Genomic DNA, 17,085 nt, shown 5'->3' on the forward strand with positions numbered 1-17,085 from the left:
TATGCATCTTAAATTATAGATTTATTAGCAAATAATAAAATGCTAAAAAACTATCTTGAATGCCAATAATATTATTGCTAATGTAAAACGTAGTGTAAATTATACACAGTTGATATATAATTTGTTGTTGTGATGATTTGAGAGGTAATGATGTAGTGAATTAGTCACATCTTTAATGCTTTAATATGAAGCAATAAGAGCATGTTACACGCAAAAATTTCATTACTAAAGCTCCATTAAAAATTCAGTAAGATTTTTATCGTGTGGAACGTTCAATTTTTTACGTAATCTATACCTTCTGATTTCTATACCTCTTAGTGTAATATTCAAAAGTGAAGACATTTCTTTACTGCTCATATTCATACGTAAATAAGCACACAATTTTAAATCGTTTGGTACCAAATCAGGATGTTGTGCTTTTAACTTTTTAAAGAAACTTTCGTGTGCTTCGTTAAAGCTATTTTCGAATAGATGCCAGTCCCGCTCATCGGTCATTCCATCGTTTATTACCTTCTGAATTTTGCGTAGTTGGTCGTCGCCAAGTTTCTTCCCGTTTTCGTCTTTAAGTTTTAGAAGTTCATCGCTTAATTTTTGAAGAAGCTCATTTTTATAAACCAATGTCATTGCCGAATTGGCTAATTCACGATTTTTAGAGGCAAGTTCGGCTTGCAGTTTCTCTGTTTGAAGTTTATGAATTTGCCTTTCATTGGCTTCAGCTTCAAGTTTTAAAACTTCTTCCTGCTCGGCTTGTAGCTTATCCGTAATTTTCTGACTATCCTTTTTAAGCTTGGTTTCGTAAATCTTTTTTCCCATTATTAATGCCGAAACAAAAATCACGAAGTAAAAGAAAATGGCTAAATTACTCAAATACCAGGGGCGTAGCACTGTAAATTCGAAAGTTGTAGTATCACTAACTAAAGAATCATCAATTTTAGCCCTTACTTTGAAAGTGTATGTGCCACTACTTAAATTGGTGAAATCTTTTTGAGTAGCGCTGCTCCAATCAGACCAGTCTTTAGAGTATCCCTCTAGATAATACTGAAACTTAATTTTGGCGGCTCTGAAATATGGAAGCGAGAACGAAATCCGAACATTGTTCCTGCTATTTTTGATTTCTATAGCATTTCCATCATTGCCATTTTCACTTATAATGGCATATTTATCTGTAATATCTTCAATTCTTCTAATCAAAACCTTTTGCAGAATTTTGGCGTTCGCCAAATCAATTTTTTGATTTGCATTGTAAAAAACGAAGCCATCATCAACACTTATTAAATAAATAGACTCACTTATTTTGCTAATATTTTCATAATACTGCACCATTCTGCCATCTAATACACTAAATCTATTCGAGTCGATGGAGATTTTACCAGCCTCGCTAAAATTAGCCAAAGCCGTTTTACCATGGTTTATAAACCAATATTTTTTGGCGCCTGCGTTAATAATTTTGTTTGATGCTGCAAATGAACCAAGTGCCTTATTCAAAACATTATACTTAGAAAATTTGTCGCTAATATTATCGTAAGTATAGAATCCTTTATCACTTGCAAAAACAATCTGATTTTCTAGATTAAATAAATTCAGGTTATAATTGGTAGGCAATCCACTTTTTTCATCATAATATTTATTAGATATTACGGCGCTGTAATCTGCACTTAATTTTAATTTATACAAGCCTTTATAAGCATGGCTAACCCATATTTCGCCTTTATGGTCTTGCTCTACATATCTGGAAGGAATATTGAAATTTGCGATTTTCTTATAAAATTGCCATTTGCCGGCTGTATTTTTATTGAAAAGCAAAAGCCCAGTGTATGTACCTTGAATTAATAAGTTTGGATTGCTGTTAAGCTTCTTTATTGTCCAGCCACCGCTGTAATTTGTTAAGGTTTCTATTTTATCGCCAACAACGTTAAATGTTCCATTGTTGTGGCCGCACAATAATTGGTTGTCTATAACAGTTAATTCCCAAACCTGGCCTTGGGAGTTCGGTATTAATTTAAAATTTAAATTCGAAAACTGCTCTCCATTACGCCAATCACTGTAAAACAAACCTTGATTTGTTCCTAAGTAAATTTTATTATTAAAAATTACGCTAGAGTAAACGGTGCCAAAAATACCAGTTTTATCCAGGTAGAAATAGAGAGGCGAATTTAATTCTATCCGGTCTATTCCATTATCTAAACCAGCCCAAAGGTTCTGTTCGTTATCAACATATAAACTTAAAACGGTATTATTTTGTAAGCCGCTTGATTTATTTATTCTTTGAATGATGTTACCATTTTCGTCAATAATGATAATTCCGTTTAAAATTGTACCGTAAGCATAGTATTTACCTAAAATTTTAACACCATTATTTAATTGGAAGGCCGATAAAAATGAATTTGCAGGGGTATTAAAGGCTGAAAAAGATTTTCCATCGTAAATAAACAGGCCATTTTTACCTGTGCCAATTAACAGTGAATTGCCTTTAAATGGTAAAATAGAAAGTACACCGGTTTTGCAAATTAAATCACTGCCCGCAATAAACTCTAGTTTCCCATTTTTCAGCTCATATAAACCCTTATCCTCTACAAAAAAGCGTTCACCAATTTTGTAGGAAAACAAAAAATTACCCTTGTTTTTTAGAACACTGATTTTGCCATTTTCTAAAGAATATATTGCTTTAAATGATTGAAAAACTACTTTTTTGCCAAAAATGTGAATTTTCCAGATTTCATCACTCAATTTTTCTGCCTTTGGTATAAGATGTGTTAAGGAAGTGTAGATGAGTTTATTTTTCTGGTACGACCAATAACCAAAATCACCGAAACAGCCTGTGTAAATTCTTCCATTGCCATCTGCTGCAACCGACCTTACAATTTGCCCATTTGGCATTCTGTATTGCTCCCAATACTTTCCGTCGTAATTAAGTAAGCCTTCGGTATTACCGAAATACATTACTCCGTTTTTATCTTTTGATATGCTCCAATTCTGATTGCCTGATGCGTATGTTGCCTTCGAAAAATTCTGAATGTAGGGCACACCAATGCTTTTTATGTCAGCTGCTTTAAGGCTTAAAGCTGATAAGAGAACGATTAGTAAACAACGGAAGAATTTTTGCATTTAAAGACGGTAAAGCATAATACACAAAGAAACAAAAATATATAAGAAATTGATTGGTAATCAAATCTATATCAAATTGCAATCAAAAAATTAAAATCTTATACTTCGTGATGTAGGCAAATTAACTAAGCGTTTTTATAAACGGGTTGAGGAACTTTTACATAGTATCCGGTACCGTCGTACGGACGTTTACGTGGATTAGTGGTACACGCCTTAGAGCAACAGCCTTGCAGTTCGTTACCACAATCATCGCACTGCGTAATGTGCTCATTACATTCCGGGTTTGCGCAGTTAATCATTTTTGGTGTTGTTTTACCGCAATTATAGCAAACAGAAACCACAGTTGGGTTTACATTATTAACATCAACCGCAATGCGATTATCAAAAACATAACATTTACCTTCAAAATCTTTACCGCCAGCTTCTTTGCCATATTTTATAATGCCACCATGAAGCTGATAAACATCTTCAAAACCATGATGTAAAAGTAAAGCAGATGCTTTTTCGCATTTTATGCCGCCGGTGCAGTAAGTTAAAATTTTCTTGTCCTTATACTTTGCAAGTTGATTAATCTGCTCCGGAAAATCGCGAAAATTTTCAATATCAAGCGTTATAGCATTTTTAAACTTGCCAAGATTATGCTCGTAATTAGAGCGAACATCTAAAATCACAACATCCTCATCATCCTTCATTTTCATAAAATCAACAGGCTCCAAATGTTTACCTGTTTTTTCGTTTGGATTTATGATGGATGTATCGCGTAAGCCCGAATGAACAATCTCTGATTTGTAACGGCAATGCATTTTTAAAAAAGAAAGTTCTTCAACTTCATCAATTTTGAATTCTGTTTTTGCGAAGCGTTCATCAGCGTGAATCGCTTTCATGTAAGCTTCACAAGCTTCCGGCGTTCCGGAAACGGTGCCATTTAAACCTTCGTCGGCTACAATAATTCGTCCGACTAAATTTAAAGATTTACAAAATTTAAGGTGATCGGCAGCAAATTGTTCTGCATCTGCTATGTAACTATAGCAATAGTAAAGTAGTGTTTGATATTTTTTCATAACGCTGTTGATACCGTTGCAAACGGCGTTTAAAGCGGGGCAAAGATAATAATTTGCATTGTAAGTTTTACGTTCTAAGTTATAAGTTATAAGTTTTTGTGTGTACTATTTATAACGTATTGAGTTATAAGTTTTATATTCTACGTTATAAGTTTTTAGACCTAGGACTTACAACGTAAAACCTATAACTTAAAACCACTAAAAACCGTAAGCAATTCTAAATCCTTGCGTTAATTTTTTGCCTCCATCGTATGCAAAGCCATAACTAGCCCGCAAAACTAATCGTTGTAAACCAAAATAAAATTCTTTATAATTTCTTTTTTCTGGTGATGAAAGATAACCTCCGCCTATAAATTCTTCTAATTTGGCCTTGCGCAATAGCGGAACTTTATTGATGAAAAAGCCTGCGAAATTATGCTCCAGGTGTGCCTCAAAATATTGCTGATTAGTGCTAAACTGGTAAAAATCTAAATACTGGAACTTCCTTAAATTCGGAGGGAAAATGGTTGAGATGTTACCGGAGAAATGTTTGAAATCTGGATAATACATCATACTATTATTCACAAATTTACCGGCACCAACCAAAAATGACGTGTAACCCCATAAACCTAAGCTTATTCTATCCTGATAAACTTCTGCTTTTATAAAATCGTAATCAATATCGCTATTTAATAACCCTTTAAAGCCTTTTTTATAAAGCAATGTAACCCTTGGAAACTTAGATTCGGTGTAAAATTTACCATCCGGACGGGTTATGTATTTTTGGTCGAAGGTGTACGTAACACTTGCTGTTCCGCTAACTGATGTATAGGTTGGAAATAGTGGTGTTTCGGTTAATGGCGTAAACGGGTTATTCGAGGTAAATTCTAAATTCTTATTGTCGAAAAATTTAAAAGTCGAATTATTTGTAAGCGTATGGTTTCTTGCGTAATCCAAACTTAACGAGCCTTGCAAACCACTAGCCAACTCCCTGGTGGTATTAATATTTACAAAACTTTTTTCATAAAGTTTAGGGAAATTCTTTTCGTAAAGCAACGAGTTTATGGTATTACCAAGTTGCGACATGGAGCCTAGATTATTCAAATCGAAGATACCGTTACCGAAAGATGCACCTATGCTTGCTCTTTTAATTGGGTCGTAAAAGTAATTTCCTGATAAACTCCCTGTTAATTTTTTATTGGCGAAGCCATATCGTAATTCTGGTCTGATACTATATGTCCGGCGGTTTTCAAAATTCTTTCTGTAGGTAACACCATATTTTATGGCGAAGCCTTCTACCGTGTTGTAAAAAACTGATTTTAATATCGGGTCGAAAGAATAATACTCCTTGTGGAAACGATCATTAATGCTGTAACCGTTCAAAATCAGTTTTCCTAAGCTAAACTTATTATTGTCTTTTTCAAGGGAATCGAGGTACACTTTAGATTCTTTTCGCTTTGCGATGCTATCCTTAACTACATAATTAACTTTTTCATCAGGTGTTAATGGAATTGGACGATTATTATTCCAATATAGGGAATCCTTTTTGTTCACCATTTCCGTTACTTTCAAAATTTCTCCACTAAAGAAATTTTTCGGGAACACAGGCGCTATGTCATAATTACTATAAATGCCAACATAATAACCTGCAAATTTAAACCCCAAAACATTACCATTAAACTGAAAATTAATGCTTGTAGGCATATAAACATCTTTCACTTTTGTAAATTGTTGGTTAATGTTTAATGTATCAATGAAATTGATTCCGGCTTTTTTAGTCAAATATAAATCGGTATTGTAAACTCGCCAGCTACCATCTATAATATAAATAATTCCCCTAAAAACCGGGTCGTTCGGTCTTCGTGGTATTACTTCAATTTTATTAATTGTTTCGCCGTTTTCTTTGGTTTCACCTAAGTATTTGTATTGATAATAAAACATTGCATTATCCGCAATTGGCGAAACAAAACCCCTAGAGCTTAGTTTATTTTCGAGTAAATAATTGTCGTAAAAGTTTATAATTAAATCGGATGCTTTATTAAAGCTGAAGGCATTATTCCTACCGGCAACTTTTGATGAGATCATTTCTTCATGAACATCATTTGGCCTGCGGAAACTAAACTTACTTTGAGATTCTGACAGATAGATTATACCTTGACGATTAGTATCAAGTTCCATCACTTTTCTAATATCCTGCCCAAAAAACTTTTTGGGTGCACCTTTTAAGCGTTGAACGCCTTTTATGTAAACATCACTTGTAAAAGCGCTAACCTCATTTAAATGTTTTTTGCGCTCTGCAATAGCTTTACGCATAATTGCGTAAGCCGGATCTTCGGCATTAGCCCTGATGGTAACATTATTTAAGGTGTAATTCTCTGAACTTAGTGTTATATTTAAGATAGAATTACTGGTAACATTTAAAATTTGTTCTTGTTGTTTAAAACCAATGGCTCTAAAGGTCAAGGTGTGCTGTGCTTTCGCTAATTTTAACTCATAAATTCCATCAACATTTGCCGATGTGCCTTTAGTTGTGTTTTTTATATAAACTGATGCAAAGGGTATAGGTTGGCCATCAACATCTTTTATTGTTCCCGAAACTGTAAATTGTTGTGCAGTTACGGTTTGTGTTAGAAATAAAAATGCAGTGAGTGCGCACAGTTTGAACATAAAATTATACTAGTTAGGCTATAAATATCGAATAAGTTTTAACACTATACACAAATTGAGGTGTTAAAGTTTGTTAAGTTGATTATAAATTAATTTTTCTAAGGGTCATTTTATAAGATGACCACTCATAAAATGTTATTCAACAGAAACATCAAACGTTTGTTTTTGAAATAATAGTATAATATAGCTTATTTTAAGTCTGAGCGCTTTTTTTTTATAACTTTGAAGGCAAAATCAACCGGTAAAAAACCATGTATAAAACACTACAACCAGTTCTTCAGAAAGAGCTAGAAGAGATAGAAAACGCTGGATTATTTAAACGCGAACGCATCATAGTAACGCCACAAGGCGCTGATATTAAAGTAAGCGGCGGGGCAGAAGTTATAAATTTCTGCGCTAACAATTATTTAGGCCTTTCATCTCACCCAAAAGTAATTGAAGCAGCTAAAAAAGCCATAGATGACCACGGTTATGGCATGTCTTCAGTTCGTTTTATTTGCGGTACACAAGATGTTCATAAAGAACTTGAAGCCAAAATTTCTAAATTCTTAGGTACGGAAGATACAATTTTATACGCAGCAGCATTTGATGCAAATGGTGGTGTTTTCGAACCTTTGTTTAATGCAGAAGATGCGATTATATCTGACGAATTAAACCACGCATCGATTATTGATGGTGTGCGTTTATGTAAGGCGCAACGCTTCCGCTATAAAAATGCAGATTTGGAAGATTTGGAGCAGCAGTTAATTGCAGCAAAAGATTGCAGACATAGAATCATTGTAACTGATGGTGCTTTTTCTATGGATGGCTCAGTTGCTCCGCTTGATAAAATTGCAGATTTGGCCGATAAATATGAGGCATTAATCATGATTGATGAATCGCACTGTACTGGTTTTATCGGTAAAAATGGTAGAGGAACTCATGAGCATTTTAATGTGATGGATAGAATTGATATCATCACCGGAACTTTAGGTAAAGCTTTAGGTGGCGCATCTGGCGGATTTACTTCTGGTAAAAAAGAAATTATTGATATGCTTCGTCAACGTTCTCGCCCATACTTATTTTCAAACACTTTGGCTCCGGCTATTGCTGGTGCATCAATTGCGGTTTTGGATATGTTGAGCGAAACCACAGCGCTAAGAGATAAATTAGAAAGCAATACGAAATATTTTCGCGAAAAAATGACTGAAGCCGGTTTTGATATTAAGCCAGGTTTCCACCCAATTGTACCAGTAATGTTGTACGATGCAAAGATTGCACAAAACTTTGCTGCGAAAATGTTAGAAGAAGGTATTTACGTTATTGGATTTTTCTATCCTGTTGTACCACAAGGTAAAGCTCGTATTCGTGTTCAACTCTCTGCGGGGCATGAGCAACACCATTTAGATAAAGCGATTGCAGCCTTTACTAAAGTTGGTAAAGAATTAGGTGTGATTTAATTATTAAGTTTATTATATAAATTGAAAGCCACAGCGATGTGGCTTTTGTCGTTTCGGGTTCATTTTCTTGTAATTAATAGCTTTAAGGAGAATTTTTGAACTCGTTAGCTATAAGATATAAAGATATTTTGGCGTATATTTGAAGCCATGTTACAGGACAAAATAACACAATACTCAGCAGAAATTAATGCTTTCGTAACTGAAAAAGCAGATGAATTAGAGCAATTCCGAATTAAATATTTAGGTAGTAAAGGAATTATAAAAGATATTTTTGAAGAATTTAAAACCGTTTCTACCGAAGAGAAAAGAACTTTAGGTAAGGTTTTAAATGAGTTTAAACAACTTGCAGAATCTAAATATCAAAGCTTAAAAGATTCTACTGAAGCTTCTCAGGTACATGCTGCTGTAAACGAGCAAGATTTAACTTTACCAGGTGAGGGTTTTGAAATAGGTTCTCGCCATCCATTAGCATTGGTAAGAAGAGAGATTGTAGAAATTTTTGCAAAACTTGGTTTTACAGTTGCTGAAGGTCCTGAGATTGAAGATGACTGGCATAATTTTTCTGCCTTGAATTTTCCGGAAGAGCATCCGGCAAGAGATATGCAAGATACTTTCTTCATTAAAAAAGGAGGCGAAAAAGGTGATATCGCTTTGCGTACACATACCTCATCTGTGCAAGTAAGAATGATGGAACAAGGTCAGCCGCCGTTTAGGGCAATTATGCCTGGTCGTGTTTACCGTAACGAAGCTATTTCAGCCCGTGCACATTGTTTCTTTCATCAAATAGAAGGTTTGTATGTTGATGAAAATGTATCATTCGCAGATTTGAAACAAACATTATTTTATTTCGTACAGGAGTTATACGGCGAAGGGACTAAAGTACGTTTCCGTCCGTCATATTTTCCTTTTACTGAACCATCTGCAGAAATGGATATTTCTTGTACCATTTGTAAAGGTGACGGCTGCCAGCTTTGTAAATACAGCGGTTGGGTAGAAATTTTAGGTTGCGGAATGGTAGACCCAAATGTATTGGAAAATTGTGGTATAGATTCAAAGAAATACAGCGGTTTTGCCTTTGGAATGGGGATTGAGCGTATTGCAAACTTAAAATATGTAATTAAAGATTTAAGGTTGTTTTCTGAGAATGATGCTCGCTTCTTAAAGCAATATAAATCTGCTTTAATTTAATGAATAGATTTTTATATAGCATCTTACTTGCATTCGTATTACTTACGGGTTGCGGAAAAGGTGTAACTTATATTCCGGAAGTATCTCTAAATTTCAGTTTGCCATTAGCCGATCCAAGATTAAGTAGGTTAAGCAGTCCGGGAGGTGCCGTTATACTAAATGGTTACGGCGTAGCAGGTTTAGTACTTTATCGCCGAACTGATAATGGCTATGTTGCTTTTGATCGTTGCAGTACCGTGAACCCAGAGCAGAAATGTGCCGTTACTTTGGATGATCCATCTTTAACCGTAACCGACCCATGTTCTGGTGCAAAATTTTTGCTTGAAGATGGTAGTCCGGTAAAAGCTCCTGCTGTTAGGGCTTTAAAACAATATACAGTAGCCATCTCTGGTGCTAATTTACACGTAACTAATTAGAATGGAAGCCGAAAAAATTAAAGAAACCGTAAAGAAAGCAGCAAAAGAGCTTTTTAGAAAATACGGATATCATAAAACGAGTGTAAACGAGATTGCTAAAAAAGCACGAATAGCTAAAGCTACCATTTACAAGTATTTTGAAAGTAAAGAGCAAGTTCTAGATAGTATTGTAATGGATTATCTTGACCAAAACTTGCATGAGATTTTACAGAATAAAGTGAGTTATGCTTCGGAAGAGGAACATTTAAAAGCTTTGGTAATGAGAACCAGCCGACTATCATTTACGGCCTGTAACGAATTTATTGGCTGGGATTTCGTTCGTGAAAATGCAAATTCGCAAGAGTTCTTAAAACATCTTTCCGATCAATTGGAAGCACTATTGTTAGCTGCCTATCTAAAATTGGATAACTTTAAGAATAACCCAGCAAGGAGAGAAGGACTAGCTTTTTTATTAAAGGCAAGCAAAAGCATTGTATTTTCTTTCGCTTTTACCTCAGTAAGTGATTCTGACGTCCGCAAAAATTTTGTGAGTTTTCAAAAAGAAATTTTGCCATTTTTAGTTAAGGCAGCATTGTAAACAGAAAACGGATAGATTACCGTTTTCTGTTTATGTATTCCTTAACTGCCTCTTTAGTGGTTAGCCAATCTCTTCCTTCTTTGTAGGCATCTATTTTACCTTGGCGTGCTAGCAAACTAACATATTCTTGCCCATAGGGAATATCAGGTTCGCTTACGATGTTTGATATGAGATCAAATTCGCCGTAGCTACTATTTGGTAAGGCGTTTAAATAAATATTTAATGAGCGCTCCAAAGCCTGAATCATTAACAAGCAAAGCTTATAATATTTACCATTATTTGCCTGATTTAAAGCTTCATAGTATTTTTTTCTGTCGTTTTTTAAAATTATTGCAGGAGGAAAACCATTCCTCATGAGAAGTAAATTCATGGCAAGCCTAACCGTTCGACCATTGCCATCGAAAAAAGGATGAATCCAAACAAACTTATGATGGAATATTGTAGAAAGAACCACATCGTTTAAAGCTAAAGGATTTTCATTCACAAACGAAACCAATTCATCGATAAAATCAGGAACTTTCCTGGCATTTGGAGGCGTAAAATTTGCGCCTACTATTCTAACACCACCATTTCTAATCCGGCCTGCATAATCATCTTCAATACTTCTGAGTACTAAACCATGTAGCGATAATATATCTATGCTTCTTAATGTGTAGTTTTTATTTATTAATTGATATAAATAATCGATAGCTTTTTCGTGATTATAGGCTTCAAAATGTTCACGCAGAGATTTTCCTTTAACGGTTATCCCTTCTTTTAAAATCATTTGTGTTTCCTGAAGCGTTAAAGTATTGCCTTCTATACTATTAGAGTTATATGTCCATTCTAAAGTTAAATCTTCACGTATCCGATTTAAAGCACTCGGTGGGATAGGGCGTGAATCATCAAGCTCTGCTTTCTTTTTATAGAGCCTTTCTATCTGAGGCGCCAGCTCCTCCAAATCTGTTATATCAAACTTCCACATAATCAAAGGTAAAAAAAATCGGATAATAGTGAAATATAATCTATCCGATAATTTTACATTCAAAAAAAAGAGAGAAAACTTTTAATTTTCTCTCTTTGTATGTTGATGAGAATACTATTCCCACTTAAAAACTTTTACCGCAACTGCGTATATACCAATTCCCCAAATCAGCAATATCATTATCTGGAATTTAACATCCCACAAACCTGCGCCTTCAAATGCAACTTTACGCATAGCATCGTTTAAATAGGTGAGTGGTAAAGCTCTGCTAATGGGTTGTAGCCAGCTTGGGAATGCTTCTATAGAGAAAAATGTGCCTGATAATAAAAACTGTGGCAAAGTTACAATATTTGATATTGGCGGAACCATACTTTCATTTTTGGCAACCCCCGAAATAATGAAGCCAAAGCCCATAAAAACAATTACACCAAGGGTTGCCAGTATAATCATATTAAGTACGGTGAGCGCCCCATGTACTAGCGTGAAGCCGAAAAAGAAGTGACCCAACAATATTATAAATAATGCGCCTATTAATGCGAAACCAATTCTGGCAATACCTTCGCCAATTACAATACTGGAGCGTTTTACCGGCGTAGCAAAAAACCGTTTAATAACCAATGTTTGCCGCAAACTTAAAAAAACGAAGGCTGTTCCAAATACACCAGTACTTAATAAAGAAAAGCCCAATTGTCCGGGTAAAATGAAATCTATTGTTTTATATTCTCTACCGTGTATGGTGCTTTCTTTAATTTCAGCAACTGATGGTTTTAATTTTTGATCGTAAAACAAGTTGTTAAAAACAGATTTTAATATATTTCCTTTATCCATTGATGCCGAGGTGTATACCACATTAACCGAATATGCTGCAGAATTAACTTTTCTGTGTACATCAATCATTGCATCAACATTTCCCTTTTCTAATAATTTATCAAATTCAGCTTTCGATTTATCTTTTACCAAGCGAATCATTCCGGTTTTTTCCATAGAGTAGATAACCGGATTATTTACGTCAGAACCGGGAGTTATACCAACATCCAGTCTGGTGCCGCCACCTCCTAAAAATCCAAATACTAAAATAAATATTAATGGAAATGCTAGTGTAAAAACCACTGCCGAAGGACTTCTCATTATGGAGCGGAAACTGGCTTTCGCCAAAGCTAAGGTAGCAGTTGTATTGCTGTAACCCGCAACCCCTGATGGTGAGCTTGAATTTTTATTGTTTATATTATTATGCATATAAATCTATTTAATATCTGTATCAAGTTAATGAAGTTTTTTTTGATGTCTGTACATCCCCTTTAGGGATCGGGAGGTTATTCTCTCCACTCTTTGCCTGTTAGGTTGATGAAAACATCTTCCAGATTGGCTTTTTTAACTTCTTTTTTTCTTTCGAAACCGCTGTTAACCAAATTATCGATTAAATTATCTGGTGTATCAAGTGCTATAATTTGACCGCGTTCTACAAAAGCCACCCTATCACAAAGTTGTTCAGCCTCATCCATATAATGAGTGGTTATTACTACTGTGGTTCCATTTGCTCTAATCTCAGTAATCAAATCCCAAAGATTACGCCTTGCCTGAGGATCTAAACCGGTTGTAGGTTCATCTAAAAAGATAATTTTAGGTTGATTAATTAAAGTTGTTGTGATAGAAAAACGCTGTTTTTGCCCCCCAGAAAGCGCTTTGTATTTTGCTTTTGCCTTATCCTGAAGATTAACCTTCTCCAACATTTCCATTGGCTTAATATCAGCGCCGTATAAACCTGCAAAAAGTTCTATCAGCTCGATTAAATTTAAGTTTGGATAGTAACCTGCCGCTTGTAATTGAACGCCTATAATTTGCTTAATATCTTGCGCATGCGTATCTACAGAAAAACCATCAACAATTATTTCGCCCGAGGTTTTATCTCTTAAAGTTTCGATGATTTCTAGCGTGGTTGTTTTGCCGGCCCCGTTCGGACCTAAAAGGCCAAAGATTTCATTTTCATAAACATCAAAGCTTAAATCTTGTACGGCAATAAAATCATCGTATTTTTTTACCAGGTTTTTAACACGGATAATGGCTTGGTTGGTTTGCATATACTAATGTAAGAAGCTTTGAATGAATAGAAAATGAATTTAGTTACAATAAACTAAAATATCGGTAAAATGATGTTTTAAGCAGGTGAGATTACCGTAAACAAAATCTGCGAACCTTTAGCTTTTAATAAAGCCGTAGATTCGCAGATTAAATTAAATTGATTTTAGTTGGATGTTACCAAACTAATTCGCCTTTCATTACCTCAACAAAATCATCAAAAAGGTAACGAGAATCGTGTGGGCCAGGTGACGATTCTGGGTGGTATTGTACTGAGAATGCTTTTTTACCTTTAACACGGATGCCTTCGATAGATTTATCGTTTAAATTTACGTGGGTAATTTCTACCTTATCAGAGTTTCTAACCTCATCAGGAACTACACCAAAACCATGGTTTTGAGAAGTAACTTCGCAATGGTTTTTAATAATATTTTTTACCGGGTGATTTAAACCACGGTGACCGTTAAACATTTTCATTGTGCCAATGCCATTTGCCTCTGCCAATAACTGGTGACCTAAACAAATGCCAAACAATGGTTTATCAACAGCTAAAATTTCTTTTATGGTTTCTACAGCATAAGGCATTACCGATGGATCGCCCGGGCCGTTAGAAATGAAATAGCCATCTGGATTAAATTTCTCCATTTCAGTAAATGGTGTTTTTGCCGGGAAAACCTTAACATAAATGTCTCTGTTTTCAAAACTGCGTAGAATATTTTTCTTAATACCAAGATCTAAAGCCGCAACTTTTAAACTTGCTTCAGGATTGCCATAAAAATAGGGCTCGGTTGTACTTACTTTAGATGAAAGCTCTAAACCTTCCATTGATGGCACTTCGGCAAGTTTCTGCTTTAATTCATCCAGATCTGTAATTTCTGAAGAGATAATTGCATTCATTGCACCTTTATCTCTAATATGACGTACCAAAGCACGAGTATCAATATCAGAAATGGCAACTAAATTATCATTTTGGAAATAATCCTGAATAGATTCTGTTGCTTGTTTACGGCTGTAAACTATGTTGTAATTTTTACAAACTAAACCAGCAATTTTTATCGAATCAGATTCAATCTCTTCCTTTTGGATACCATAATTCCCGATGTGAGAATTGGTGGTAACCATAATCTGGCCGAAGTAACTTGGGTCAGTAAAAATTTCCTGGTAACCTGTCATACCCGTATTAAAACAAATCTCACCGGTTGTGGTTCCGATTTTTCCGGCTGCTTTGCCGTAAAAAACCGTGCCATCGGCTAGTAATAAAATTGCAGGTAACTTGGTGTAGTTAGTCATGGTTAATACAATAAGAATTTTGATTTAAAAAAGAGTATAAAAAAGGATGGCTTTCGGCATTAAAGCCGTTTTTGCTGGGTGCAAAAAAAGATGAATAAATCCCTTCCATTTCGGGGTACGAAGATAGGGTTTTATGCTGTAAAAGTTTAAATTTTTATTCAGTTTTTTGTAACATCCCTAATGATTAAATATTATGACGAAGTAAACTGCATAATTTATAATTTAACTTTATACTTTTGGCTCTACAAAACCAAACTCATGTCGGTACATAAAGAAATTAAACGCATAACCACGCACATTTTACAAGAGATGAAACAACGTGGTGAAAAAATATCGATGCTAACCGCTTACGATTATTCTATGGCTACCATTTTAGATGATGCCGGCCTGGATGTTTTGCTGGTTGGAGATTCTGCTTCGAATGTAATGGCAGGCCATGAAACTACCTTGCCAATTACTTTAGACCAAATGATTTATCACGCTGCATCAGTAATCAGAGCGGTTAAACGTGCTTTTGTAGTTGTTGATTTACCTTTTGGTTCTTACCAGGGAAATTCTAAAGAGGCTTTAAATTCAGCAATCAGAATTATGAAAGAATCTGGTGCGCATGGCGTTAAGTTAGAAGGTGGCGAAGAAATTATCGAATCTGTTCAAAGAATTATTACCGCCGGTATTCCGGTTATGGGTCATTTAGGTTTAACACCACAATCTATTTATAAGTTCGGAACTTACACTGTAAGAGCAAAAGAAGAAGAAGAAGCAAATAAACTAAAAAGCGATGTTTTAGCTCTACAAGCTGCAGGCTGTTTTGCCATTGTTTTAGAAAAAATACCTGCTGTTTTAGGAAAAGAGGTTTCTGAAAGCTTACAGATACCAACCATTGGCATTGGCGCAGGAAGTGGATGCGATGGACAGGTTTTGGTTGTAAATGACATGATTGGTTTAACTAAAGGATTTAAACCGCGTTTCTTACGTCAGTACATTAATTTGTATGATGATATTTTAGGTGCTGCTCAATCTTACATTCGTGATGTTAAAGCCAACGATTTTCCAAACGAAAAGGAGCAATACTAAGTCTGAACTTACTGAAGCAATTAAACAATTAATAATTTTAAACAGTTAAACACGCTGTGCCAATAACCGATAAAGACATACTTTTTGAAGACAACCACCTGATTGCAATTAACAAGAGGGCAGGAGATATTGTGCAGGTTGATGAAACAGGCGATGAGCCGCTTGATGAGCAAGTAAAAAAATACATCGCCCAAAAATATAATAAACCCAATGGCGCTTTTTTAGGTGTTGTGCATCGTTTAGATCGGCCCGTTAGTGGTGTTATTCTCTTTGCTAAAACAAGCAAAGCTTTAGAAAGGATGAATGCCGTTTTTAAAAACCGGGAGGTAAAAAAAACATACTGGGCAGTTGTAAAGAATAAGCCTGAAAATCCATCCGGAACTTTAGTGCATTGGCTGGTTAAAAATCCGCAGAAAAATGTGGTTACTTATTATAAAACAGAAGTAACCGGAAGCCAGCGTGCCGAGTTATCTTATCGCTTAATAGCACAAGTTGGCGATTATTTCTTAATTGAGGTAGACCCATTAACAGGCCGTTCGCACCAAATCAGGGTTCAGCTTTCATCAATGGGATGCCCAATTGTTGGCGATAATAAATACGGTTATCCACGTGGAAGTAGAAAAGGAAGTATCTGCTTACATGCTCGTAGACTTCAGTTTCTTCATCCCGTTAAAAAAGAACCTGTAAATATTTTTGCCAAATTGCCTGTAGATGGATTTTGGGAAAGATTCGAAAGTTTATAGACTTATTTACAAATTGTTTTTTCTAAAACAATAGAAGTGCCATAGTTTAATTTCCTGTAGTTTTTAAATTTTACTATGTCATTATCCTGGTAAGTTTCTCCAAAGCCTTCCAAAAGTTTATCGCCTTGCCTAATCCATGCAACTTGCCTGATTGACCAAACACCTTCTGATTGAAACTTGTAATCGACTATAATTGTGTCTCCAACCGTGCGACCATAAAATTGTCCGCTGTTTTTATCTTTACCAGATAAGCTGTAATTCAGTTTGCCTAAAACTTTATTGTTACCCGTTCCATATATTAAAAGGGAAACATTGTCGCCATTTTTATCATAGGTAAAGCATTCATCCGGACTTCTGTAATTATCTGTTTTATCGCTCATTATGCTCGAATCAACGGTTGTATATTTTTTGCTATCGCTTTTACAAGAAAATAAAAACAATGAAAGTGCTATACTTATAGAAAATAATTTTTTCATGGATGTAGATGTTAGGGATTTGTTGGCTCT

At 35.1% G+C, this 17,085-nt stretch carries 14 protein-coding genes; 6 read left to right on the forward strand and 8 right to left on the reverse strand.

All coding sequences use genetic code 11. The annotated features are described in order from the left end of the window. Positions 1–225: 225 nt before the first annotated feature. From LUA90_RS17395 to LUA90_RS17405, 3 genes are all read right to left on the reverse strand, one after another. A complete protein-coding gene (locus LUA90_RS17395; RefSeq protein WP_231491896.1) occupies positions 226–3,105 on the reverse strand; it encodes a triple tyrosine motif-containing protein in 2,880 nt (959 codons plus the stop codon). Between the two features lie 125 nt (positions 3,106–3,230). Then, positions 3,231–4,166 carry a rhodanese-related sulfurtransferase gene (locus LUA90_RS17400; RefSeq protein ID WP_231463301.1) on the reverse strand — a complete coding sequence of 312 codons (936 nt, stop codon included), beginning with the start codon at positions 4,164–4,166 and terminating at the stop codon, positions 3,231–3,233. 198 nt (positions 4,167–4,364) lie between these two features. Next, the gene (locus LUA90_RS17405) at positions 4,365–6,812 is read right to left on the reverse strand and encodes a DUF5686 and carboxypeptidase regulatory-like domain-containing protein (protein ID WP_231463299.1); all 2,448 of its coding nucleotides are present in this window, start codon (positions 6,810–6,812) and stop codon (positions 4,365–4,367) included. A gap of 251 nt (positions 6,813–7,063) precedes the next feature. Here LUA90_RS17405 and kbl point away from each other — a divergent pair, with 251 nt between their 5' ends. The 4 genes from kbl to LUA90_RS17425 all read left to right on the forward strand — a co-directional run bounded on the left by kbl (position 7,064) and on the right by LUA90_RS17425 (position 10,432). Continuing rightward, a complete protein-coding gene (gene kbl, locus LUA90_RS17410; RefSeq protein WP_231463297.1) occupies positions 7,064–8,251 on the forward strand; it encodes a glycine C-acetyltransferase in 1,188 nt (395 codons plus the stop codon). 147 nt (positions 8,252–8,398) lie between these two features. Next, the gene (pheS, locus tag LUA90_RS17415; protein ID WP_231463295.1) at positions 8,399–9,439 is read left to right on the forward strand and encodes a phenylalanine--tRNA ligase subunit alpha; all 1,041 of its coding nucleotides are present in this window, start codon (positions 8,399–8,401) and stop codon (positions 9,437–9,439) included. Further along, entirely contained in the window at positions 9,439–9,855 is a 417-nt protein-coding gene (locus LUA90_RS17420; protein WP_231463293.1) for a hypothetical protein, read from the forward strand. Before pheS ends, LUA90_RS17420 begins: the two co-directional genes overlap by 1 nt. A gap of 1 nt (position 9,856) precedes the next feature. Then, positions 9,857–10,432 carry a TetR/AcrR family transcriptional regulator gene (locus LUA90_RS17425; protein WP_231463291.1) on the forward strand — a complete coding sequence of 192 codons (576 nt, stop codon included), beginning with the start codon at positions 9,857–9,859 and terminating at the stop codon, positions 10,430–10,432. A 16-nt stretch (positions 10,433–10,448) separates the two neighbouring features. Here the strand turns inward: LUA90_RS17425 and LUA90_RS17430 are convergent, their stop codons facing one another. The 4 genes from LUA90_RS17430 to carA form a co-directional block, all read right to left on the reverse strand. Next, complete coding sequence (locus tag LUA90_RS17430) at positions 10,449–11,396, reverse strand: Fic family protein (RefSeq protein ID WP_231463290.1); 948 nt, start codon at positions 11,394–11,396, stop codon at positions 10,449–10,451. Positions 11,397–11,510: 114 nt separating this feature from the next. After that, positions 11,511–12,632: an ABC transporter permease gene (locus LUA90_RS17435; protein WP_231463288.1), complete on the reverse strand. Its 1,122-nt coding sequence runs from the start codon at positions 12,630–12,632 to the stop codon at positions 11,511–11,513. Positions 12,633–12,709: 77 nt separating this feature from the next. Continuing rightward, complete coding sequence (locus LUA90_RS17440) at positions 12,710–13,474, reverse strand: ABC transporter ATP-binding protein (protein ID WP_231463286.1); 765 nt, start codon at positions 13,472–13,474, stop codon at positions 12,710–12,712. Between the two features lie 175 nt (positions 13,475–13,649). Continuing rightward, positions 13,650–14,762, reverse strand: a complete 1,113-nt coding sequence (gene carA / locus LUA90_RS17445) for a glutamine-hydrolyzing carbamoyl-phosphate synthase small subunit (protein ID WP_231463284.1) — start codon at positions 14,760–14,762, stop codon at positions 13,650–13,652. A gap of 258 nt (positions 14,763–15,020) precedes the next feature. On the opposite strand from carA, the gene panB reads away from it, so the two are divergent. Both panB and LUA90_RS17455 read left to right on the forward strand, forming a co-directional pair. After that, positions 15,021–15,836, forward strand: coding sequence for a 3-methyl-2-oxobutanoate hydroxymethyltransferase (gene panB, locus LUA90_RS17450; protein ID WP_231463282.1), 816 nt, complete (start codon positions 15,021–15,023; stop codon positions 15,834–15,836). A 56-nt stretch (positions 15,837–15,892) separates the two neighbouring features. Then, positions 15,893–16,579, forward strand: coding sequence for an RluA family pseudouridine synthase (locus LUA90_RS17455; protein WP_231463281.1), 687 nt, complete (start codon positions 15,893–15,895; stop codon positions 16,577–16,579). A 2-nt stretch (positions 16,580–16,581) separates the two neighbouring features. Here the strand turns inward: LUA90_RS17455 and LUA90_RS17460 are convergent, their stop codons facing one another. Next, positions 16,582–17,055: a hypothetical protein gene (locus LUA90_RS17460; RefSeq protein ID WP_231463279.1), complete on the reverse strand. Its 474-nt coding sequence runs from the start codon at positions 17,053–17,055 to the stop codon at positions 16,582–16,584. Positions 17,056–17,085: the final 30 nt, after the last annotated feature.

Origin of the sequence: Pedobacter sp. Leaf170 (assembly GCF_920984665.1) — a bacterium.
Taxonomy (GTDB): domain Bacteria; phylum Bacteroidota; class Bacteroidia; order Sphingobacteriales; family Sphingobacteriaceae; genus Pedobacter.